Origin of the sequence: Micromonospora sp. NPDC047620 (assembly GCF_043205005.1) — a bacterium.
GTDB lineage: Bacteria > Actinomycetota > Actinomycetes > Mycobacteriales > Micromonosporaceae > Micromonospora.
This window is the reverse complement of record NZ_JBIDDG010000001.1, coordinates 373,791-394,805: the sequence shown is the minus strand read 5'-3', so window position 1 is coordinate 394,805 and position 21,015 is coordinate 373,791. Positions and strand designations below refer to the sequence as shown.

The 21,015-nt window shown below is 74.1% G+C and carries 24 protein-coding genes; 10 read left to right on the top strand and 14 right to left on the bottom strand.

What is annotated here, in order from left to right; all coding sequences use genetic code 11:
* Positions 1–9: 9 nt before the first annotated feature.
* Together ACGF5C_RS01775 and ACGF5C_RS01770 are read right to left on the bottom strand one after the other, a co-directional pair.
* Entirely contained in the window at positions 10–1,263 is a 1,254-nt protein-coding gene (locus ACGF5C_RS01775; protein ID WP_393295759.1) for a class I SAM-dependent RNA methyltransferase, read from the bottom strand.
* Positions 1,260–3,335 carry an APC family permease gene (locus ACGF5C_RS01770; protein ID WP_393295757.1) on the bottom strand — a complete coding sequence of 692 codons (2,076 nt, stop codon included), beginning with the start codon at positions 3,333–3,335 and terminating at the stop codon, positions 1,260–1,262. Before ACGF5C_RS01770 ends, ACGF5C_RS01775 begins: the two co-directional genes overlap by 4 nt.
* Positions 3,336–3,498: 163 nt before the next feature.
* Here ACGF5C_RS01770 and ACGF5C_RS01765 point away from each other — a divergent pair, with 163 nt between their 5' ends.
* Both ACGF5C_RS01765 and ACGF5C_RS01760 read left to right on the top strand, forming a co-directional pair.
* On the top strand, positions 3,499–4,164 hold the full coding sequence (locus ACGF5C_RS01765; protein WP_350710997.1) for a TrkA family potassium uptake protein: 666 nt from the start codon (positions 3,499–3,501) through the stop codon (positions 4,162–4,164).
* A 3-nt stretch (positions 4,165–4,167) separates the two neighbouring features.
* Positions 4,168–4,857 carry a TrkA family potassium uptake protein gene (locus ACGF5C_RS01760; RefSeq protein WP_350681297.1) on the top strand — a complete coding sequence of 230 codons (690 nt, stop codon included), beginning with the start codon at positions 4,168–4,170 and terminating at the stop codon, positions 4,855–4,857.
* Positions 4,858–4,995: 138 nt separating this feature from the next.
* On the opposite strand, the gene ACGF5C_RS01755 is transcribed toward ACGF5C_RS01760, so the two are convergent.
* The 4 genes from ACGF5C_RS01755 to dut all read right to left on the bottom strand — a co-directional run bounded on the left by ACGF5C_RS01755 (position 4,996) and on the right by dut (position 7,487).
* On the bottom strand, positions 4,996–5,718 hold the full coding sequence (locus tag ACGF5C_RS01755) for a DUF3159 domain-containing protein (protein WP_393295755.1): 723 nt from the start codon (positions 5,716–5,718) through the stop codon (positions 4,996–4,998).
* A gap of 31 nt (positions 5,719–5,749) precedes the next feature.
* Positions 5,750–6,130 carry an OB-fold nucleic acid binding domain-containing protein gene (locus ACGF5C_RS01750; protein ID WP_393295754.1) on the bottom strand — a complete coding sequence of 127 codons (381 nt, stop codon included), beginning with the start codon at positions 6,128–6,130 and terminating at the stop codon, positions 5,750–5,752.
* Between the two features lie 126 nt (positions 6,131–6,256).
* Entirely contained in the window at positions 6,257–6,931 is a 675-nt protein-coding gene (locus ACGF5C_RS01745) for a DUF3710 domain-containing protein (protein ID WP_393295752.1), read from the bottom strand.
* Positions 6,932–6,956: 25 nt separating this feature from the next.
* Positions 6,957–7,487: a dUTP diphosphatase gene (gene dut, locus ACGF5C_RS01740; RefSeq protein ID WP_393295750.1), complete on the bottom strand. Its 531-nt coding sequence runs from the start codon at positions 7,485–7,487 to the stop codon at positions 6,957–6,959.
* A 90-nt stretch (positions 7,488–7,577) separates the two neighbouring features.
* On the opposite strand from dut, the gene ACGF5C_RS01735 reads away from it, so the two are divergent.
* A complete protein-coding gene (locus ACGF5C_RS01735; protein WP_393295940.1) occupies positions 7,578–8,078 on the top strand; it encodes a DUF3093 domain-containing protein in 501 nt (166 codons plus the stop codon).
* A gap of 105 nt (positions 8,079–8,183) precedes the next feature.
* Here ACGF5C_RS01735 and ACGF5C_RS01730 read toward each other — a convergent pair whose 3' ends face one another.
* The gene (locus ACGF5C_RS01730) at positions 8,184–9,050 is read right to left on the bottom strand and encodes a hypothetical protein (protein WP_393295748.1); all 867 of its coding nucleotides are present in this window, start codon (positions 9,048–9,050) and stop codon (positions 8,184–8,186) included.
* Positions 9,051–9,188: 138 nt separating this feature from the next.
* Complete coding sequence (locus tag ACGF5C_RS01725) at positions 9,189–9,485, bottom strand: DUF4193 domain-containing protein (protein ID WP_007075406.1); 297 nt, start codon at positions 9,483–9,485, stop codon at positions 9,189–9,191.
* A 434-nt stretch (positions 9,486–9,919) separates the two neighbouring features.
* Between ACGF5C_RS01725 and ACGF5C_RS01720 the strand changes: the two genes are divergently transcribed.
* Complete coding sequence (locus ACGF5C_RS01720) at positions 9,920–10,435, top strand: LytR C-terminal domain-containing protein (RefSeq protein WP_393295938.1); 516 nt, start codon at positions 9,920–9,922, stop codon at positions 10,433–10,435.
* A gap of 92 nt (positions 10,436–10,527) precedes the next feature.
* Here the strand turns inward: ACGF5C_RS01720 and ACGF5C_RS01715 are convergent, their stop codons facing one another.
* Positions 10,528–11,343 (bottom strand): inositol monophosphatase family protein, encoded by an 816-nt coding sequence (locus ACGF5C_RS01715; RefSeq protein WP_393295746.1) that lies wholly within the window; start codon positions 11,341–11,343, stop codon positions 10,528–10,530.
* A 288-nt stretch (positions 11,344–11,631) separates the two neighbouring features.
* On the opposite strand from ACGF5C_RS01715, the gene ACGF5C_RS01710 reads away from it, so the two are divergent.
* Positions 11,632–13,245: an RNA polymerase sigma factor gene (locus ACGF5C_RS01710; RefSeq protein WP_393295744.1), complete on the top strand. Its 1,614-nt coding sequence runs from the start codon at positions 11,632–11,634 to the stop codon at positions 13,243–13,245.
* Positions 13,246–13,489: 244 nt separating this feature from the next.
* Complete coding sequence (locus ACGF5C_RS01705) at positions 13,490–13,723, top strand: hypothetical protein (RefSeq protein ID WP_036374862.1); 234 nt, start codon at positions 13,490–13,492, stop codon at positions 13,721–13,723.
* A gap of 375 nt (positions 13,724–14,098) precedes the next feature.
* Here the strand turns inward: ACGF5C_RS01705 and ACGF5C_RS01700 are convergent, their stop codons facing one another.
* From ACGF5C_RS01700 to ACGF5C_RS01690, 3 genes are all read right to left on the bottom strand, one after another.
* Complete coding sequence (locus tag ACGF5C_RS01700) at positions 14,099–15,829, bottom strand: DEAD/DEAH box helicase (RefSeq protein ID WP_393295742.1); 1,731 nt, start codon at positions 15,827–15,829, stop codon at positions 14,099–14,101.
* Positions 15,830–16,152: 323 nt separating this feature from the next.
* Entirely contained in the window at positions 16,153–16,803 is a 651-nt protein-coding gene (locus ACGF5C_RS01695) for a trimeric intracellular cation channel family protein (RefSeq protein WP_357693670.1), read from the bottom strand.
* Positions 16,804–16,843: 40 nt separating this feature from the next.
* Positions 16,844–17,062, bottom strand: a complete 219-nt coding sequence (locus ACGF5C_RS01690; RefSeq protein ID WP_091096469.1) for a DUF3039 domain-containing protein — start codon at positions 17,060–17,062, stop codon at positions 16,844–16,846.
* An 86-nt stretch (positions 17,063–17,148) separates the two neighbouring features.
* On the opposite strand from ACGF5C_RS01690, the gene ACGF5C_RS01685 reads away from it, so the two are divergent.
* Together ACGF5C_RS01685 and ACGF5C_RS01680 are read left to right on the top strand one after the other, a co-directional pair.
* A complete protein-coding gene (locus ACGF5C_RS01685) occupies positions 17,149–18,078 on the top strand; it encodes a pseudouridine-5'-phosphate glycosidase (RefSeq protein WP_393295740.1) in 930 nt (309 codons plus the stop codon).
* On the top strand, positions 18,075–18,971 hold the full coding sequence (locus ACGF5C_RS01680; protein WP_393295738.1) for a carbohydrate kinase family protein: 897 nt from the start codon (positions 18,075–18,077) through the stop codon (positions 18,969–18,971). The genes ACGF5C_RS01685 and ACGF5C_RS01680 overlap by 4 nt, the downstream gene beginning before the upstream one ends.
* A gap of 180 nt (positions 18,972–19,151) precedes the next feature.
* Here the strand turns inward: ACGF5C_RS01680 and ACGF5C_RS01675 are convergent, their stop codons facing one another.
* Complete coding sequence (locus ACGF5C_RS01675) at positions 19,152–19,508, bottom strand: DUF3099 domain-containing protein (RefSeq protein WP_350711071.1); 357 nt, start codon at positions 19,506–19,508, stop codon at positions 19,152–19,154.
* 106 nt (positions 19,509–19,614) lie between these two features.
* Between ACGF5C_RS01675 and ACGF5C_RS01670 the strand changes: the two genes are divergently transcribed.
* Both ACGF5C_RS01670 and ACGF5C_RS01665 read left to right on the top strand, forming a co-directional pair.
* Positions 19,615–19,902 carry a hypothetical protein gene (locus tag ACGF5C_RS01670; protein WP_245724613.1) on the top strand — a complete coding sequence of 96 codons (288 nt, stop codon included), beginning with the start codon at positions 19,615–19,617 and terminating at the stop codon, positions 19,900–19,902.
* 13 nt (positions 19,903–19,915) lie between these two features.
* The gene (locus tag ACGF5C_RS01665; RefSeq protein ID WP_350681320.1) at positions 19,916–20,227 is read left to right on the top strand and encodes a hypothetical protein; all 312 of its coding nucleotides are present in this window, start codon (positions 19,916–19,918) and stop codon (positions 20,225–20,227) included.
* Between the two features lie 149 nt (positions 20,228–20,376).
* Here ACGF5C_RS01665 and ACGF5C_RS01660 read toward each other — a convergent pair whose 3' ends face one another.
* A complete protein-coding gene (locus tag ACGF5C_RS01660; RefSeq protein WP_393295736.1) occupies positions 20,377–20,958 on the bottom strand; it encodes an HhH-GPD-type base excision DNA repair protein in 582 nt (193 codons plus the stop codon).
* Positions 20,959–21,015 lie beyond the last annotated feature (57 nt).

Genomic DNA, 21,015 nt, shown 5'->3' with positions numbered 1-21,015 from the left:
CGGGTCAGGCTAGCGGGCGGCTCGGGCGGGCGGGAGGAGCAGCCCGACCAGCTCGACGTGCTGGGTCATCGGGAACAGGTCGAAGCCGCGCAGCGCGGCGAGCCGCCACCCCGCCCCGGCGAAGGTGCGCACGTCCCGGGCGAAGGCGGCCGGGTCGCAGGCCACGTACGCGACCGCGCGCGGACCCGCGGCGACGACGTCCCGCACCACCCGGGCGCCCGCGCCGGAACGCGGCGGGTCCAGCACCACCACGTCGACGGGGCCGGTGACCCGGCGGCGGGCGAGCGCGGCCTCCACGCGGGCCGGCACGATGTCGACCCGGGGCAGGTCTCGCAGGTTCTCCCGGGCCGCGGCGACGCCCTGCTCGGCGGACTCCACCAGGGTGACCCGGCCCGCGTCGCCGACCCGGCCGGCCAGCGCGGCGGCGAAGAGGCCCGCCCCGCCGTAGAGGTCCCAGGCGGTCTCCCCCGGCCGGGGGTCGAGCAGGTCGAGGACCGCGTCGACCAGGGTGCCGGCGGCGGCGGGATGGACCTGCCAGAACGACGACGCGGGCAGGACCCACTCCCGCCCGGCGGCGACCTCCCGGACCCGCTCCGGCCCGCGCACCGGGCGCGGCACCCCCTCGGCGACGGCGGTCACCGCCACGTCCCCGCCGGTGGAGGCGACCGTCTCGACCGCGTCCGCCGCCGGCCAGCGCGCTCCGCTCGGGGCCAGCACGGGCAGCTCCTGGATCGCCGGGTGGGCGATCAGGCAGCGGTCGATCGGCACCACCTCGTGCGAGCGGTGCTTGAGCAGCCCGGCCCGGCCCGCGGCGTCGACGGCGTAGCGGACCCGGGAGCGCCAGCCGAGCGGCCCGCCGGGCAGCGCCACGACCCGGACGCCCAGCGCGTCCACCTCGGCGTCGGTCAGCCCGCCCAGGCGGGTGAGCTGCTCGCGCACCACCGCGGCCTTCCAGCCGAGCTGGGCGGCCGGGGCGACGTGCTGCAGGTCGCAGCCACCGCAGCGACCCGGCTTCGCGTACGGGCAGGGCGGCTCGACCCGGTCCGGGGCGGCCTCGAGCACGGTCACCGCGTCGGCCCGGACGAACCCCCTGTGCACCTCGGTGACCTCGGCGACCACCCGCTCGCCGGGCAGCGCGTGCCGGACGAAGACCACCTGGCCGTCCACCCGCGCGACGCAGTGCCCGCCCGGGGCGACCGCCCCGACGGTCAACTCGACCCGCTCGGCCTCCTCCAGCCCCCGGCCGTCCCGCGCCCCGGTCACCGCTCACCCCCACCGCTCGGGCCGCCCTCGCCGGGCGGCGCGGACACGACCGGCGGGACGCTCGGCGGCAGGGTGCCGCGCGGCGCCACCCGGGGCCCGCGGGCCGGTCCCCGGCTCAGCGTGGCGTCCAGCCGGTCCAGGTCCTTGCTCGCCGTCGAGGCGAGCTGCCACGGCACGCTGGTCACCATCACGCCCGGCTCGAACAGCAGCCGGCCCTTGAGGCGCAGCGCGCTCTGGTTGTGCAGCAGGTTCTCCCACCAGCGCCCGACCACGTACTCCGGGATGAAGACCGTGACCACGTCGCGGGGCGACTCGCGGCGCACGCCGGCCACGAAGTCCAGGATCGGGCGGGTGATCTCCCGGTACGGCGAGTCGACCACGGTCAGCGGGACGGGCAGGTCCCGCCGCTCCCACTCCGCCTGCAGTTCCCGGGTGTCCTTGTCGTCGACGTTGACGGTCACCGCGGTCAGCGTGTCCGGCCGGGTGGCCCGGGCGTACGCGATCGCCCGCAGCGTCGGCTTGTGCAGCTTGCTGACCAGCACGACGGCGTGATTGCGGGCGGGCAGTACGGCGCGGCCCTCGTCCGGCGGGGTCAGCTCCGTGGCGACCCGGTCGTAGTGCCGGCGGATGGCCAGCATCAGCACGTAGATCATCGCCATCGCGGCGATGGCGATCCACGCGCCGAGCAGGAACTTCGTGACCAGCACGATGACCAGCACGGTGCCGGTCATCGCCATGCCGAAGGCGTTGATCGCCCGGGAGCGGAGCATCCGTCCGCGCGCCTGCGGGTCCCGCACGGTCCGCAGGTGCCGGTTCCAGTGCCGGATCATGCCGGCCTGGGAGAGGGTGAAGGAGACGAACACGCCGACGATGTATAGCTGGATGAGCCGGGTCACCTCGGCCTGGAAGCCGACGATCAGCACGATCGCGGCGACTGCCAGGAAGAGGATGCCGTTGGAGAAGGCCAGCCGGTCGCCGCGGGTGTGCAGCTGCCGGGGCAGGTAGCGGTCCTGGGCGAGGATCGAGCCGAGCACCGGGAAGCCGTTGAACGCGGTGTTCGCGGCCAGGAAGAGGATCAGCGCGGTGACCCCGGCGACCACGAAGAGCAGCACCGAGCCGGAGCCGAAGACCGTCTCCCCGAGCTGGGCGGTGACGGTCTTCTGCACGTACCCCTCGGGGCCGGAGATGATCTGCAGCTCCGGGTCCTCGACGAACTGCAGGCCGGTGATCTTGGACAGCCAGATGATGCCGACCAGCATGGCCACCGAGATGGTGCCGAGCAGCAGCAGCGTGGTGGCCGCGTTGCGACTCTTGGGCGCCTTGAACGCCGGCACCCCGTTGGAGATCGCCTCCACGCCGGTCAGCGCCGCGCAGCCCGAGGAGAAGGTGCGCAGCAGCAGGAAGACCAGGGCGAAGCCGGTGACGCTGTGCTCGGCCTGGATCTCCAGGCCGGCGCTGGGCGCCCGCAGATCGTCACCGAGCACGAAGACCCGGACCAGCCCGGTGAGCAGCATCCCGACCATCACGATGATGAAGCCGTAGGTGGGGATCGCGAAGGCCGTGCCGGACTCCCGCAGGCCGCGCAGGTTGACCGCGGTGAGCAGCACCACCGCGGTGACCGCGATCAGCACCTTGTGGGTGGCCACGAACGGCACCACCGAGCCCAGGTTGGCCACCCCGGAGGAGACCGAGACGGCGACCGTGAGCACGTAGTCGACCAGCAGCGCGCTGGCCACCGCGACGCCCGCCCGGGGGCCGAGGTTCACCGTGGCCACCTCGTAGTCGCCGCCGCCGGAGGGGTAGGCGTGCACGTTCTGCCGGTAGCTGGCCACGACGGTGAGCATCACCACCACGACGGCCAGGGCGATCCACGGCGAGAAGACGTACGCCGAGGCGCCGGCGATGGAGAGGGTGAGCAGGATCTCGTCGGGCGCGTACGCGACGCTGGAGAGCGCGTCGGACGCGAAGACGGGCAACGCGATGCGCTTGGGCAGCAGCGTGTGCTTGAGCCGGTCGGACCGGAACGGTCGACCGAGGAGCAAACGCTTCAGCAGCGAGGTGGGTCTGGCCACAACCGCCAAGAGTACGACGACCCGGGCGGGCGGCGCGGGGTGGCCGAGCACGGGGCGGTGGACCGGCGGAGTACCGTCGGTCCCCGCCCCCGCCGGGAACGTGGCAGGCTCGCAGACGACACGCTCACCGGTCGGGCGGTTACGCACCTTGAGGAGGGACGCGGTGCATGTCGTGATCATGGGTTGTGGCCGGGTCGGCTCGACCCTCGCCCACAGCCTGGAGTCCCGGGGCCACTCGGTCGCGGTCATCGACCAGGACTCCGACGCCTTCCGCCGGCTCGGCCCCGAGTTCGCCGGGATCACCGTCACCGGCGCCGGTTTCGACGGCGAGGTGCTCCGGCAGGCCGGCATCGAGCGCGCGGACGCCTTCGCGGCGGTCTCCAGCGGCGACAACTCCAACATCATCTCGGCCCGGCTGGCCCGCGAGACGTTCGGCGTCTCCCGGGTGGCGGCCCGGATCTACGACCAGCGCCGGGCGCAGGTCTACGAGCGGCTCGGCATCCCCACCGTGGCCACGGTCCGGTGGACCGCCGACCGGATGCTGCGGCACCTGGTGCCCGAGGGGAACGTGGAGATCTTCCGCGACCCGACGAGCACGGTGTCGATCGTCGAGGTGCCCGTGCACAAGGACTGGATCGGCCGGTCGGTGCTCGCCCTGGAGGAGGCGACGGGGGCCCGGGTGGCGTACCTGATCCGCTTCGGCATCGGCACGCTGCCGACCGTGTCCACCGTCGTCCAGGAGGGTGACCAGCTCTTCATGCTGGTCACCGACGACATCGCCGGGACGGTCACGTCGGTGGCGGCGGCGCCGCCGGAAGGAGGGCTCTGAGCCATGCGCATCGCCATCGCCGGCGCCGGCAACGTGGGCCGCTCGATCGCCCAGGAGCTGATCGACAACGGACACCAGGTGATGTTGATCGAGCGCCAGCCCAAGATGCTCCGGCCCGACCGGGTGCCCGCCGCCGAGTGGGTGCTGGCCGACGCGTGCGAGCTGACCAGCCTGGAGGAGGCCAACGTCGCCGGCTGCGACGTGGTGGTCGCGGCCACCGGGGACGACAAGGTCAACCTGGTGGTCTCGCTGCTGGCCAAGACCGAGTTCGCGGTGCCCCGGGTGGTGGCCCGGGTGAACCGGGCCGAGAACGAGTGGCTCTTCACCGAGCAGTGGGGCGTCGACGTCGCGGTGAGCAAGCCGCGGGTGATGGCCGCCCTGGTCGAGGAGGCGGTCACCGTCGGCGACCTGGTCCGGCTGATGACCTTCCGGCAGGGCGAGGCGAACCTCGTCGAGATCACCCTGCCGCCGACCGCGCCGTACGTCGGGCAGCCGCTGCACGCGGTGCCGCTGCCGCGCGACTCCGCGCTGGTGGCGATCCTGCGCGGCAAGCGGGTGCTGGTGCCCAGCCCGGACGACCCGCTGGAGGCCGGCGACGAGCTGATCTTCGTCTGCACCGCCGAGGTCGAGGACGCGGTCCGCGCGGTGGTGCTCGGGCCGGACAGCGTGGAGCGGACCCGCGAGCAGCGCTGACGGCGCGGCGGCGAGCACCCGCTCGCGGGGCTCCGCCAGCGTGCCGCACCGGGCCGCCGGCCGCCGCACTCGGCCGCCGCACCGCCGCACCGCCGTGCCCGCGTGGCGGTGCGGGCGCGGACCGGGTGGGCGTGCCCGTCAGCCGGGCAGCGGGGCGGGCCGGGGCTCCCGGGTCACCCGGCGGACCGTCCAGACCGTGATGAGCAGCAGCAACGCGTACGGCGGGTAGCCGAGCGCCAGCCGGGCGACGCCGAGCGCCGTCTCCATGTTGGCCGCGGCGGCCTCGTTGCCGGCGTCGTCGAAGTGGCGGGCGGCGAGGTAGAGCGCCGCCTGCACGCCGACCTTGGCCAGCCAGACGACGCCCCAAAGCACGGTCAGCCCGGTGAACGTCCGCACCAGGCGCGGGTCGTCGCGCCACTCGGAGCGCCCCTTGGCCACCAGCACCGACCAGATCCACCCCACCAGGGGCTGCCGGACGGCCGCCGAGACCAGCAGGGCCAGCCCGTAGCCGATGCCGTAGAGGATGCCGGGGAGGTAGAAGTCGCGTTCGTCGCCGGTGCGCCAGGCGATCGCGGCGCCGATGGCGACCCCGAACAGCCCGTTGACCGCGTGCCGGACGGGCCGCCGCTGGGCCAGCCGGAGCCCGGCGATCACCAGCGCCACCGCCACCGAGGCGATCACGGCCGGCCGCAGCTCACCGACGACGTTGGCCAGCACGAAGACGACCACCGGGATGCTGGACTCGACCAGGCCCCGCCAGCCGCCGAGTTGGTCGGCCATCTGCTCGGCGAGGGTGGGCAGCCGCTCCTCGTCCTCCGGACCGCTCTCCGGCTGCGCCGCCCGGTGCTGTCCCGTCGTCATCGCACGCCTTCCGTCCGCCGCGCCCACCCGGTCACTTCGGCGGTTCCAGCTCGTAGTACGGGTTGTAGATCACCTTGCGGTCGTCACGCACCGCCATTCGCCCACGGGCGGTCAGGTGCCGGCCCGGCTCGATGCCGGCGATGTGCCGCCGGCCCAGCCACACCAGGGTCACCACGTCGCTGCCGTCGTAGAGGTCCGCCTCCAGCGTGGGCAGGTTGGTCCGCGGGGTGTAGACCACCGTGCGGAGCCGGCCGGCGACCGACACCACCTGCCCACGCAGGCACTCCCCGACCGGCACACCGCCGTGCTCGGCGCACTCCCGGCGCAGCTCCTGCGCCTCGATCTCCGCCTCGCTCGCGGTGAGTCGTCGCAGCATGCGGCGCAGCGAGCCCCGGTCCTCGTCGGTCGACATGACCTCCGCGTCACCCTCTCCACGCTGGCCGGCGCTGCCGGCACGGGCCCGGCACCCGGCGACGCCGGGACCGTGCCGCCAGCGTACGCCGACAGGCCTGGTCCCGGCGTCGCCGGTGACGGGCGGTCAGGCCTCGCGCGGCCCGGGAGCGGGGTTGCCGCCGGCCGGCGCCCCGGCACCGGCCTGGTCGGCGACGTCGCGGGGCAGCCGCAGCGGCAGCGGCTCGCGCACCGGCTTCGCCTCCTGCCCCCGGTTGACCACCAGGCCGTCGAGGCACTCGGCGAGCGGGCCCGCGGCGGCCGGGTTGGTCGCCGCCTCGCCCTGGTAGACGCCGCGGACCATCCAGCGCGGCCCGTCGACGCCGACGAACCGCAGGTCGGTGATCCCGTCCTGGGTGCGGACCCGGGCGTGCAGCTCGGTGCCGTACTCGCCCTCGACCTCCTGGGCCGCCGCGCCGTCGTTGAACAGCGACTGGCGGATCTCCTCGCGCACCTCGTCCCAGATGCCCTCGGAGCGCGGCGCGGCGAAGACGCCGAGCTGGAGCGCGTTCTGGCCGTGCACCAGCACGACCTGCTGGATCACGCCCTCCGGGTCCGCCTGCACCCGCACCTCGACGTCGCGTACCGCGGGGATCTGCAGGCTGCCCAGGTCGAGCCGCTGCACCCCGGCGGGCGCCTCCGAGACGTCGTACGGGCCGCGCGCCAGGGCCGCCGGGGCCGACTCGGTGGAGTCGAGGACCTCGGTCGTCCGCTCGTCACGGGCGTTCCGTCGGGCATCGTCCCGCTTACGGGAGAAGATCACTGCGCCAACCCTCCGCTGTTCGCACTCACCCTGCCACCTCTTCCGTCCGTCCGCCTGCCCGGTCCCGCTCGTCCGGCGCCCGGAGGGCCGCCGGGGACGGCACCAGGCCGGCGTGTCCGCCGGTGGAGCCGTGCCCGCCGGTCCCGCGCCGGGACGTGGGCAGCTCGGGCACCGGCTGGAAATCGGCCCGCGCCACCCGCTGGACAACGAGCTGGGCGATCCGATCGCCACGGGAGATCTTCGCCGGCGCCTCCCGATCATGATTGATCAGGTTGACCAGGATCTCACCCCGGTAGCCGGCGTCGACCGTACCGGGCGCGTTGAGCACCGTCACGCCGAGTCTGGCCGCGAGCCCCGATCGGGGGTGGACCAGGCCCACATACCCCTCGGGCAACGCGATCGCCACCCCGGTCGGGACCAGGGCCCGACCGCCGGGTGGCAGCTCGACGTCCGCGGCCGCCACCAGGTCGGCCCCGGCGTCACCGGGATGGGCGTACGCCGGCAGCGGCAGCTCCGGGTCGAGCTGCCGTACGGGCACGGGTACGACGTCGGTCACGGTTCCCCTCTTCCGTCCGGTTCGTGGGGTGACCCTGACATCCTGCCGGTTCCGCCGGCCGGCGTGCGCCGTACCCTGGCAGGAGTGAGCCTGTCGCCATCCTCGCCGTCCCCGGCGTCGCCCGCCGCGGCGCCCCCGGAGCACACCGAGCGGCTCGGCCTGCCCTGGTGGCTGTGGCTGGGCGGGCTGGCCGCGGCCGCGCTGCTGGCCGTGGAGCTGTGGATGGGCGCCCCCGGCGTGCGTGCCTGGCTGCCGTTCGCGGTGCTGCTGCCGGTGGCCGCCGCCGGCCTGGCCTGGCTGGGCCGGATCCGGATCGCGGTACGCGACGGCGAGCTGCGGGTGGACGACGCCCGGTTGCCCGTCCGGTTCGTCGCCGACGTCGTCCCGCTGGACGCCGCCGGCCGGCGTGAGGTGCTCGGGGTCGGGGCCGACCCGCTGGCGTTCGTGGTGCAGCGGCCGTGGGTCCCGGGCGCCGTCCAGGTGGTCCTCGACGACCCGGCCGACCCCACCCCGTTCTGGGTGGTCAGCACCCGCCACCCGGTCGAGCTGGCCGACGCGGTCCTCGCCGCCCGCGACGCCGCTCGTTCCTGAGCCACCCCCGCGCCCGCCGCCCGGCTGTCCCGCGCCCGTCCCCCGGCCCGGCCTTCGGTCCCCGGGCCTGGCCCTCCCGCATCGTTCCCCGGCCCTGACAGGGCGTCAGGCGGGGCCGGGCAGGGCCGGCGGGCCGCCGGGGAGGGCGGGGCTCCTGCGGCGCAGGTCGCGGCGGAGCTCGTCGGCCATCGTCCGGGTGGCCCGGCGGTTGAGGTAGCTCGCCACCGCCGCCCCGGTGAGGAAGGGGCCGAGCGTGGTCAGGTTGCGGCCGAAGCGCTTGAGCAGCATGTCCCGCAACTCCTTGCGGGCGGCGGTGCCGAGGACCGCGCCCACCCCGACGCCGGGCATCATCGGGTTGATCCCGCGCTGGCCGGCCCAGGACTGCACCAGCGCGACCGCCCGCTGGGTGCCGCCGGGCGCCAGCGGCAGCCCGTAGACCTCGTGCAACTCGCCGATCAGCTTGAGTTCGACGGCCACCACGGCGACCGTCTCGGCGGCGAGCAGGACCGGCGCGGAGAGCAGGGTCGGGGCGACGACCCACTCGACCGCGGCGACTCCCCCGCCGGCGGCGCCGATCCCCGCCGTCGTCCGCGCGGCGTTGCGCACCAGCCGTTCGGCCAGCGCCTCGCCGTCCAGGCCGTCGAAGTGGCGACGCAGGGTGGCCAGGTCCCGCACGGGCACGTGCGGGGCGATCTCGGCGACCGTGTCGACCATCCACCGGACGGCGGTCTTCGGCTTGAACAGGTCGCCCAGCCCGCGCGCCCGCGCCTGCCCGACGAGCCGGCCGAGCAGTTGCCGCCGGCGGGCCGGTGCGACGTCGTCGGCGGTCAGGGCCGCGACGGTCGCGCCCAGCTCGTCGTCCGCGCCGGGCACGGCGTCGCCCCGGCTCCCGTCCGGGTCGCCGTCGCGTGCGCCCTCGGCGCGGGTCCGGTCCGCGCCGCGCGTGCCGCGGGGCTCGCTCCGCTCGCTCATGGCTCCGACCTCCCGAATGGACTGTCGCCGGCGTGGCGGCCACCCGTCACGAGTGAAGCAGGTCCCCCGCCGCGTCGCACGGCAACTCGGGCAGCGGCGGCCCCACGAGGGAGCCGCCGCTGGTGGAGGCGCGCCGTGTCAGACGCACTCGCGGCAGATCAGCTCGCCGTTGCGCTCGACCGCCAACTGGCTGCGGTGGTGCACGAGGAAGCAGCGGGCGCAGCGGAACTCGTCCTGCTGCATCGGAAGCACCTTGACCGTGAGTTCCTCGTCGGCCAGGTCGGCGCCGGGCAGCTCGAAGCTCTCGGCCACCTCGGCCTCGTCGACGTCCACGGCGCCCGACTGTGAGTCGACGCGTCGGGCCTTGAGCTCTTCCAGGCTGTCCTCGCCGAGGTCGACCTCGTCGCGACGCGGGGCGTCGTAGTCGGTGGCCATCGGTTTCACTCTCCCATATCGATGTTGTCGCTTCCGGTTGTAACGCCGGACGACGCTGTTTCGGTTCCGCTGGCCGGCCACCACTTGTGTCGGTCACCCGACCCGAAGACAGCACGGACGGAGACCTCCGGAGGAACCCCCAGCGAGCGCGGAACCTTACCCCCCCTTTGGGCGAGGCATGTATACCGCCCTCGTGGCTGAGATGTACGCCCCCGCACGCGAAGTTGTTCCCAATGTGACTCAGGCGACACGAAGATAGGGGTAGTAGTACCCCGTTCCCGGATGGCGCGCCGGCATGTCGGACTGTTTCCACGCGACGGCCGGACAACCGTTAACCTCAGCGGCGTACTCGACGGCCGGCGGGGGCGGCCCGACCGCCGACGGCCGCCGCCACCCACCTCTGTCCGGGGAGCGCCCTGATGAGCTTTGCGCGAGTGCGAGCACTCGTTGTCGTCGGCCTGCTGGCGGCGCTGGCCCTGGTCTTCGTGGTGGTCGCCATGGTCCGCGACACCCAGGGCGACAGCGGCCTCGCCGGCGGCTGCCCGGAGGGCTGGCCGTTGGCCGACGTGACCCTGCGCGAGCCCAAGGACGTCAAGATCAACGTGCTGAACGGCACAGACCGGATCGGCCTGGCCGGCGCCATCGCCGACGACTTCCGCAACCGGAAGTTCCAGGTCAAGAAGACCGGCGACGAGAAGAAGCAGATCGACGACATCGCGGTGCTGCGCTACGGCCCGAAGGGCGTCGGCTCGGCGCACCTGCTGCGGGCGTACTTCCTCAACAACGCCGAGTACGAGTACGACGCCAAGCGCACCGACGACGTCGTCGACGTGGTGCTGGGCAGCGGCTTCCAGCAGCTCGCCACCACCACCGAGGTCAACCAGTCCCTGGGCGACCTCGGCGCGCCGGTCGCCCCGGCGGGCTCCTGCCCGACGCGCGAGGACGACTGACGCGGAGTGCGCGCCCCGGCCCGGCCGGGGCGCTCACCACGCCCGCACGACGCGGGAGCCATACCGGCCACGTGAGCGCCGGAGGGCGCCCGTCACGGGCCGCCGGAGGCGTCCAGGTCGGCGAGGCGGTCGTGCAGGGGCTTGAACAGGGCCGACGGGGCGGCGATCACCAGGTCCGGGCCGGCCGGCAGCCCGCCCAGCCCGGCCACCAGCAGCCCCGCCTCGGTGGCCACGAGGGCCCCGGCGGCCTGGTCCCAGGCGGCCAGCCCCTTCTCGTAGTAGGCGTCCACCCGCCCCTCCGCCGCCAGGCAGAGGTCCAGCGCGGCGGCGCCGAGCCGGCGGATGTCGCGGACGTGCGGGATCAGCTCGGCGAGCACCCGGGCCTGGTGCGCCCGGCGCGCCGGGTCGTAGCCGAACCCCGTGGCGACCAGCGCCTGGCCGAGGTCGGTCTCGGTGGAGCAGCGCAGCCGCTCGCCGTCGCGCCAGGCGCCCCCGCCGACGGTGGCGGTCCACTCCTCGCCGGTGTTGACGTTGCGCACCACCCCGGCCACCACCTCGCCGTCGACCTCGGCGGCGAGCGAGACCGCGCAGTGCGGGATCCCGTACAGGTAGTTGACCGTGCCGTCGATCGGGTCGATGATCCAGCGCACCCCGCCGGGGCCGGTCGGGCCGGTCTCCCCCGCCCCGTACTCCTCGCCGAGCACGGCGTCACCTGGGCGCAGCCGGCGCAGCGCGTCGACCACCTGCCGCTCGACCGCCCGGTCGGCGGCGGTCACCACGTCGGTGACCGTGCTCTTGGTCGCGGCCACCGAGACGCCCTCCACCCGCATCCGGTACGCGGTCGCCGCCGCCTCGCGGGCCACCTCGATCGCGATCTCCAGCAGCTCCGCAGGCGCCGAGCGGTCCATCGTTCGTCCCCTTCCCGCACGGCCGGGGTGTTCCGGGTCACGCGCGGTACCATCCTTACAAAGTCCACATCTACGTCGAATCGGCGGTCCCCGCCGCCGGTCCACCGTGCGGCGACGGATGATCGCCGCAGACGGCGTTACAATTCACCCCTGCCCACGCTGCGACGGACCGCCAACGACCGGCCGGCCCGGGACACGGGGGTCCTTCAACCACATCGCCCGGCAAGGTGCACCGCTCTGCGTCGGACGACCCGGCCGTGCTCGCTCTTCGCCTCCGGAAGGTCATTCGTGACAGAACCCCGCCAGACCGGCGCCGACGTTCGCTCGCTCACCGACACCCTGATCGCCCACGCGCAGAGCGCCGGCGGCCAGCTCACGTCGGCCCAGCTCGCGCGCACCGTCGAGGCCGCCGAGGTGACTCCGGCCCAGGCCAAGAAGATCCTGCGGGCGCTCTCCGAGGCGGGAGTGACCGTGGTGGTGGACGGCTCGGCGAGCACCCGCCGTCGCGTCGCCGCCGCCCGCTCGGCCACCCCGGCGTCCCGGGCCACCACCGCCAAGACGACCAAGAAGGCCGCCGCGCCCGCCCCCAAGCAGGCGCCCGCCGCCGACGAGTCCCCCGCGCCCGCCCCACGCAAGGTCGCCGCCGCCCGCAAGGCCGGCACCACCGCCGAGGTGGCCGCCAAGGCCGCGGCGCCCGCGAAGGCGACCAGGTCCACCCGGGCCACCAAGGCCACCGTCGCCGCGGCGGCCGGCGCCAAGCCGGCCAAGGCCGGCGGCAAGGCCAAGGGCGAGGGCGCCGAGGGCGACATCGACCCGGAGGAACTGGCCGCCGAGATCGAGGACGTGGTGGTCGAGGAGCCGGCCGAGCTGACCCAGGCCGCCGAGACCGACGCCGCCAACTCGGCCAGCGACAACGACTTCGAGTGGGACGACGAGGAGTCCGAGGCGCTCAAGCAGGCGCGCCGCGACGCCGAGCTGACCGCCTCGGCCGACTCGGTCCGGGCCTACCTGAAGCAGATCGGCAAGGTCCCGCTGCTCAACGCCGAGCAGGAGGTGGAGCTGGCCAAGCGGATCGAGGCCGGGCTATACGCCGCCGAGCGGCTGCGCGCGGCCGAGGAGGGCGAGGAGAAGTTCACCCGCGACATGCAGCGGGACCTGCTCTGGATCTCCCGCGACGGCGAGCGCGCCAAGAACCACCTGCTGGAGGCCAACCTCCGGCTGGTCGTCTCGCTGGCCAAGCGCTACACCGGTCGCGGCATGGCGTTCCTCGACCTCATCCAGGAGGGCAACCTCGGCCTGATCCGCGCGGTCGAGAAGTTCGACTACACCAAGGGCTACAAGTTCTCCACCTACGCCACCTGGTGGATCCGGCAGGCGATCACCCGCGCGATGGCCGACCAGGCCCGCACCATCCGCATCCCGGTGCACATGGTCGAGGTGATCAACAAGCTCGGCCGCATCCAGCGCGAGCTGCTCCAGGACCTGGGCCGCGAGCCCACCCCGGAGGAGCTGGCCAAGGAGATGGACATCACACCGGAGAAGGTGCTGGAGATCCAGCAGTACGCCCGGGAGCCCATCTCGCTGGACCAGACGATCGGCGACGAGGGCGACAGCCAGCTCGGCGACTTCATCGAGGACTCCGAGGCCGTGGTCGCGGTCGACGCGGTGTCGTTCTCGCTGCTGCAGGATCAGCTCCAGCAGGTGCTGCAGACGTTGTCCGAGCGTGAGGCGGGTGTGGTACGCCTGCGCTTCGGCCTGACCGACGGCCAGCCGCGCACGCTCGACGAGATCGGCCAGGTCTACGGCGTGACCCGGGAGCGCATCCGGCAGATCGAGTCCAAGACCATGTCCAAGCTGCGTCACCCGTCGCGTTCGCAGGTGCTGCGGGATTACCTGGACTGATCGCGATCGTCAACCGAACGTGTCGTTTTGATCACCTGACGTGCAACGTCGGAAGGTGATCGTTCGGTTGCACGATTGTGATCGTTGACGTGGCACCCTTGGTGCACGGCACACTGTCCCTGCCATGTGTGACCTCGGTCCCCCGCGGGCACACAGGGAAGGCAGCGCCGGGACAGGGTGTTGCACGATAGGTGAGCAACGACCGAAGAGATTGTTCATCGGTGACGACCAGAGGAGGAAGGCGATGACCCCGACCCTCACGCCGCCGCCCGAGACGGTGGCTCCCCCAGCCGCCGATGAACGGTGCGACCGCTGCAATGCTGCCGGCAAGCTCCGGATCACTCTGGCTGGTGGGAGCGAGTTGGTGTTCTGTGGGCACCACGCGAACAAGTACGCGGAGGATCTCGTGAAGATCACCGTGCGGTACGCGACGGACCCGGAGTTCAGCTGGCGTGGCGCCGATCTGATGGCGAACTGAGTCCGCAAACCCACGACATAGCCGGCCGGAGGCCCCCAACGGGGAGCCTCCGGCCGGCTTTTGCGTACCCCCGCCCTGTCTGACCCACGGCCGCAACGGGCCGCAGCGGTAGGAGCGCACGGCCGGGCCACGGGATACCTGACGGGTGCAGCCGGGCGCGGAGCGCACGGCCGGGCCACGGGCGCCCCGACGGGGCCCAGGGGTCACGGGCGGGCGGATCCCGCAGCCGGCCCACGGGCGGCCTGACGGGCACAGCGGGCGCGGGCGGAGCCGACCGCACACCGCCGTCCACGGGCGGCCTGACGGGCGCCGGGGGCGCGGACCGCGCGCCGGGTCCACGGGCCACCGCACGGGCCGTGCGGGGGCCGTCCGCCGTCAGAGGGTCTGGACGGTGGCGATGCGCTCCTCGAGCTGCTCGATCGTGGCCTGGGCACTCGGCGGGCCGCCGCAGAGGCGGCGCAGCTCGGCGTGGATCTTGCCGTGCGGCTGCCCCGTCCGGTGGTGCCGGGCGGCCACCAGAGCGTTGAGCTGCCGACGCAGGGCGACCCGGCGCTGGGCGGCACTCATCGGTGCCGGCGGCGCCGCGGACGGCTCAGCGGCCGGCTCACCGGGCCGCGCGGCCCTCCGGCGCTGAGCGGCGAGCTGCTCCTGCTGCCGCTTGGTCAGCAGCATGGCGACCTGCTCGGCGGTCAGCAGCCCGGGCAGGCCCAGGTACTCCTCCTCCTCGGGTGTGCCGGCCTGGGCGGCGGTGCCGAACGAGGCGCCGTCGAAGATCACCTGGTCCAGTTCGGCGGTCGCGGAGAGTGCGGCGAAGCGCTTCTCCAGCTCGCCGCTGGCCTGGTCGTCACGCTGGGCGCGTTCCAGCAGGTCGTCGTCGAAACCCTCGCGGTCCTTCGGCTTGCCGAGCACGTGGTCCCGCTCGGCCTCCATCTCGCTGGCCAGCCCGAGCAGGTGCGGCACGCTGGGCAGGAAGACCGAGGCGGTCTCCCCCTCGCGGCGGGCACGGACGAACCGGCCGATCGCCTGCGCGAAGTAGAGCGGGGTGCTGGCGCTGGTCGCGTACACCCCGACCGCCAGGCGGGGGATGTCGACGCCCTCGGAAACCATCCGGACCGCCACCAGCCACCGCTGCTCGGACGCCGCGAACGTCGCGATCCGCGCGGAGGCGCCCACGTCGTCGGAGAGCACCACCGCCGCCCGTTCGCCGGTCAGCTGCTCGATGAGCTTGGCGTACGAGCGGGCGGTCTGCTGGTCGCTCGCGATCACCAGCCCGCCGGCGTCGGGCATCCCCGCGTTGCGCAGCACGGTCAGCCGGGCGTCGGCGGCCCGCAGCACCTGCGGCATCCAGTCGCCCGCCGGATCCAGGGCGGTACGCCACGCCTGCGCGACGAGGTCCTGGGTCATCGGCTCGCCGAGCCGCGCCGCCAACTCCTCCCCGGCGTTTGTGCGCCACCGGGTCTCCCCCGAGTACGCCAGGAAGAGCACCGGGCGGACCACGCCGTCGCGCAGCGCGTCGGAGTAGCCGTACACCGAGTCGGCGCGGGAGCGGAGCAGGCCGTCCCCGCCCCGCTCGTACGTGACGAACGGGATCGGGTTGTCGTCGGAGCGGAACGGGGTGCCGGTGAGCATCAGCCGGCGCTCGGCGCCCTCGAAGGCCGCCTTCACCCCGTCGCCCCAGGAACGGCTGTCCCCCGCGTGGTGGATCTCGTCGAGGATGACCAGCGTGCGCCGGGTCAGGGTGCGCCGCTTGTGCACCTGGGGTGCCATCCCCACCTGCGCGTACGTCACGACGGCGCCGTGGAAGTCGGCGGCGGAGTGCAGGTCGGCGTTGCGGAAGGCGGCGTCGAGCTGGATGCCGACCCGGGCCGCCGACTGCGCCCACTGGGTCTTCAGGTGCTCGGTCGGGGCCACCACGGTGACCGCCTCGACGGTGCCGTCGGCGAGCAGCTCGGCCGCGATCCGCAGGGCGAAGGTGGTCTTGCCGGCGCCCGGGGTGGCGACGGCGGTGAAGTCGGGGTCGCGCCGGCGCAGGTACTCCACCAGTGCCTTGCGCTGCCACGCGCGCAGTGCCGGAAACGTCTCGATCGCCGGCAACCGGGCCGCCACGCGAAGCTCCTCTCCGACCGCCTGAAATGGGCGGACCCCGGCCGAGGGCCACGGGTGCCGCCGCCCATGAAAACGCCTCCGCGCCGATGGTGCCGCGAAGGCCGACTCAGCATAACCAGCGGGGCCCGCCCGACCCAGCCGACACCACGCGACTCACACCCACCCCACCCGCGACCCGACGTCATCGCCTCGGTGAACGATCCCCGCGATCTTGCACCTTCGGCCTCCGCTTCGCACCTTGAGCGGCATTTGACCGGGCAGAAAGTGCAAGATCGCGGGCGGAAGGCCTGGGGGCGGGGGCGCGGGGGTGAGCGGCATTGGGGTTAGGGGTGGGGGCCGGGGGTTTGGGTACGTGGGGGGCGGAGGGGGGCGATCGGGGCCGACCAGCGCCGGCGCAGGGCGACCAGGCGGAACAGGAAGACGAACGCCGCCGCCGCGGTCAGCCAGGCGGCGTTGGCGTGCCCGAGCGCGTCCAGCAGCGCCACGGCGATCGAGCCGGCGAGCGCGGCGACCGCGTAGATCTCGCGCCGCAGCACCACCGGGATCTCGGCGGTGAGCAGGTCCCGCCCGAGGCCGCCGCCGATCGCGGTGAGCATGCCGATCACGCACGCCCCCACCGCCGGCACCTGGGCGTCGAGGGCCTTGACCGTGCCGGTGACGGTGAACAGCCCCAGCCCGGCCGCGTCCAGCACGAGCACGGTGGTGCGCAGCCTGGCGAACTGGGGGTGCAGCCAGAAGACGGCGGCGGCGGTGACGGCGGCCGTGGCGGCGTACCGCCAGTCGGCGAAGGCCAGCGGCGGCACCTCGTCGATCGCCAGGTCCCGGAAGATCCCGCCGCCGAGTGCGGCGACGAAGCCGACGAAGACGACGCCGAAGAGGTCGAGCCGTTTGGCCACCGCCGCGGAGGCCCCGGAGGCGGCGAAGACCGCCACCCCGGTGAGGTCGGCGAGGAGCAGGGCGGTGGAGGTGGTCACCGCCGCAGGTTACGTGGGCGGCCGGGACGGCCGCCCCGGTTCACTCGGCGTACGAGTCGTAGATCTCCTTGCACTTCGGGCAGACCGGCGAGCCGGGCTTGGCGGCCTTGGTCACCGGGAAGGTCTCCCCGCAGAGCGCGACGACGAAGGTGCCCATGACGGCACTCTCGGCGATCTTCTCCTTGCGCACGTAATGGAACATCTCGGGACCGGTGTCGGCGTCCTTCAGCTCCGGACGCTCGAGAACCTGTGTGCTCACTTCTACACCTCCAACCGTCAAGTCTGGCAGGTCACTGCGGCCCGGTCCACTTCAGGCCAACCCGGCGGAGGCCGTACGGTGGTGACGTGACCGACTTTCACATCCACTACGGCGCGGAGGTGGCCGAGGCGCTGCGCGCCGGACGCCCCGTCGTCGCCCTGGAGAGCACCATCGTCTCGCACGGCCTGCCCCGGCCGGACAACCTCCGGGTGGCCCGGGAGATCGAGCAGGCGGTCCGGGACGCGGGCGCGGTCCCGGCGACCATCGGCATGGTCGGCGGCCGGCTCGTGGCGGGCCTGGACGACGCGGAGCTGACCCGGCTCGCCACCGCCGACGGGGTCGCCAAGCTCTCCGTACGCGATCTCGCCGTGGCGGCGGCCACCGGCGCGGACGGCGCCACGACCGTGGCCGCGACCAGCGCGGTGGCCGCCGCCGCCGGCATCGGGGTGTTCGCCACCGGCGGCCTCGGCGGGGTGCACCGGGAGGCCGCGCAGACCTTCGACGAGTCCGCCGACCTGGTCACCCTGGCCCGGACCCCGATCGCGGTGGTCTGCGCCGGCGTCAAGTCGATCCTCGACGTGGGCGCCACCCTGGAGCGGCTGGAGACCCTCGGCGTCGGCGTGGTGGGCTACCGGACCCGGCGGTTCCCCGGCTTCTTCATCACCGACGGCGGCTTCGACCTGGACTGGTCGCTGGACTCCGCGGAGCAGGTCGCCGACGCGCTGGCCGCCCGGGAGCAGCACGGCGTGCACCACGGCGGCCTGATCGTGGCCAACCCGCTGCCGACCGACGAGCAGCTCGACCCGGAGCTGCACGACCGGACGCTCGCCGACGGGCTGGCACTGCTGGAGCGCGACGGGGTGACCGGCAAGGCGGTGACGCCCTACCTGCTCGCCCACTTCCACTCGGCGACCGAGGGGGCGAGCCTGGCGGTGAACGTCCGGATCATCCTGCGCAACGCCGACCTCGCCGCCCGGATCGCGGTCGCCGCGGCCGCCCGTCGCGCCGACGCATGACCGCAGGCCGCGTCCTCGTCGTCGGCGACCTGATCACCGACGTGGTGGCGGTGCTGGACGGGCCGCCGGCCACCGGGTCCGACACGCCGGCGGCCATCCGGTTCAGCGGCGGCGGGCAGGCCGCCAACACCGCGGCCTGGCTCGCCGCCCAGGGCGTGCCGGTGACGCTGGTGGGCGCGGTCGGCGACGACGGCCAGGGGCGGGAGCGGGTGGCCGAGCTGGAGCGGGCCGGGGTCGACTGCGCGGTGACGCGGCACCCGGAGCACGCCACCGGCACGGTGATCGTGCTGGCCACCGCCGGGGAACGGACGATGATCACCGAACGGGGCGCGAACCTGCTGCTGGCCCCGGCGGACGTCAACGCGGCGCTGGCCGCCGCGCCCGACGCGCGGCACCTGCACCTGTCCGCGTACACCCTGCTGGACGCCGGGTCCCGCCCGGCCGGGCTGCGCGCGCTGGCCGCCGCCCGCGAGCGCGGGCTCACCACCAGCGTCGACGCGGCCTCCGCGGCGCCGCTGCGGCGGGTCGGCGCGGCGGCCTTCCTGTCCTGGGTACGCGGGGTCGACCTGCTCCTGGTCAACGCCGACGAGGCGACGGTGCTGGCCGGCGGGCTCGACCCGGCGGCGCAGGGGCGGGCGCTGTCGGCCTCCGCCCGGCGGATCGTCGTCAAGCAGGGCGCGGCGGGGGCGGTCTGGGTGGACCGGGACGCCACGGTCGCCGTGGCGCCGGCCCGCCGGGTGGCGGTGGTGGACGTCACCGGTGCCGGGGACGCCTTCGCGGCCGGGCTGCTGGCCGCCTGGCTCGCCGGCGCGGGCCCGAAGGTGGCGCTGCGCCGTGCGGGCGACCTCGGCGCCCTGGCGGTCTCGCAGGTCGGCGCCCGCCCCACCCCCTGACCCGAACCCCGAACCCCACCCCACTCGCCCTCCCACGCCCCTCGCTCGCCCCTCACTCGCGACGATCTTGCAGTTGCTGCCCTGTATTTGCCCGTTCTAGCGGCTTTCGTCTGGGCAGGAACTGCAAGATCGCGGAGGGAGTGGGCGGGCCGGGGGGCGAGGCGGGGCAGGGCGGGGCGGTCAGGGCTCGGCGTCGATCACCTTGTGCGGCCGCTCCTCGGCGGTCAGGCTCATCGGCGGGGTCTCGTCGCGGTGCCGCGGCTGGAACCGGGACGCCAGCCGGTGCTGCTCCTTCGGCGGCCGGTCGTTCGCCAGCAGCACCGCCAGCCAGGGGATGAGCACCATGCCGAGGGCCACCAGCGGCAGCCAGAGCCAGAGCAGCGGGGCCTGCACGCCGACCAGGACGGCACCGACGATCACGCACGCCACCCGGATCCCCATCATCAGCACGTAGCGCCGCTGGCGGCTGGTGAGCTGGTCGTCCTGGCTGCGCGAGGCGTCGGTGATCAGGATCGGCTGGTACGCCTGACGCTTCACCACGGACCTCCTCGAGGGGGTTACGCCTCATCCTGTCACCTCGAACGCGTGATCAGCGAAAATCGGCACAGCCGGGTTCGTGTTACATCCGTGGTACGCTCGCGCCGTGGGCAGCAGGTTCAGCTTCACCGACGAGGCGTTGGCCAACCTGAGGGTCTACGACGTCACGCCCGGGGAAGTCTGGGAGGCGCTGCACAGCACCCGCCGGGTGATCCGTCACCTGGGCGACGACGTGATGGTCGTCTACGCCGCCGCCCGCCGGGGGCGCCGGCTGGCCGTGCTGCTCGCCGAGGCCGACGGCACCGACAACGACTGGGACATCCTCTCCGCCCGCGAGCTCAGCGACGCCGAGGCGAAGCGCTACGACGAGGCCGTGCGGAGATCTCGCCGATGAGGAGGCGGTGACGATGAACCGTAACGACGCGACCAAGCAGTTCCACAGCGGCGGTGACCGGCTCGCGGAGCTGATCGACGAGAGCCAGCCGGTGGAACTGCCGACCCCCGACACCGACACCCCCATGGTCAGCCGCTCGGTGCGCCTGCCCCTGGAGACGTACGAACGGGTCCGCGCGGCCGCCGACGCCCGCGGCATCGGGGTCACCACTCTGATGCGGCAGTGGATCGAGGCCGGCCTGGCCGACCTGGACGACTCGGCGACGGTCTCCCTCGCCGACGTCCGGCGGGCGCTGGCCGCCCTGTCCCGCCCGACCGCCGCCTGACGTCACGGCGCGCCGAGGCGCACCCCACGACTGCCGCCTGACGTCACGGCGCGCCGAGGCACACCCCACGACCGCCGCCTGACCTCGGCCCTCACGGGGCCGACCTGGAACTCCCCGTCCACCGGCCTCGCCGCGCAGCGGCGGCGGCGTCAGCCCTGGGCGGCCTTCGCCTTCGCCGCCGCCTTCATCTGCTGCTTGTAGTCGCGCACCCGGCGCAGCGACTCCGCGTCGACGACGTCCGCCACCGACCGGTGGGCGTCCGGGTCGCCGTACCCGCCGGCCGCCTCCCGCCAGCCCTCCGGCGTGACCCCGAACCGCTTGCCGAGCAGGGCGAGGAATATCTGCGCCTTCTGCCTGCCGAAGCCGGGCAGCTCGGCGATGCGGCGGAGCAGTTCCCGGCCGTCGGCGACGTCGGACCAGAGCCGGGCGGCGTCGCCGTCGTACCGGTCGACGAGGACCCGGCACACCTCCTGCACCCGGGCCGCCATCGCCTTCGGGAACCGGTGCAGCGCCGGCGGCTGGGCGAACAGGGCCACCAGGGCCTCGGGGTCGTGGTCGGCGATCTCCCGGGCGTCCAGGTCCCGTCCGAGGCGCTGGGTCAGCACGTACGGCGAGGAGAAGGCCTTCTCCATCGTCACCTGTTGGTCGAGGACCATCCCCAGCAGCAGGGCCAGCGGGCTGCGCTCCAGCAGCCGGTTGGCCTCGGGGTCGATGGGCAGCACGAGCGTCATGGGACCATCCTGCCCAATGGCGGAGGTCGGGCGGAGGGGCCGCGCCGATCCGTCCGC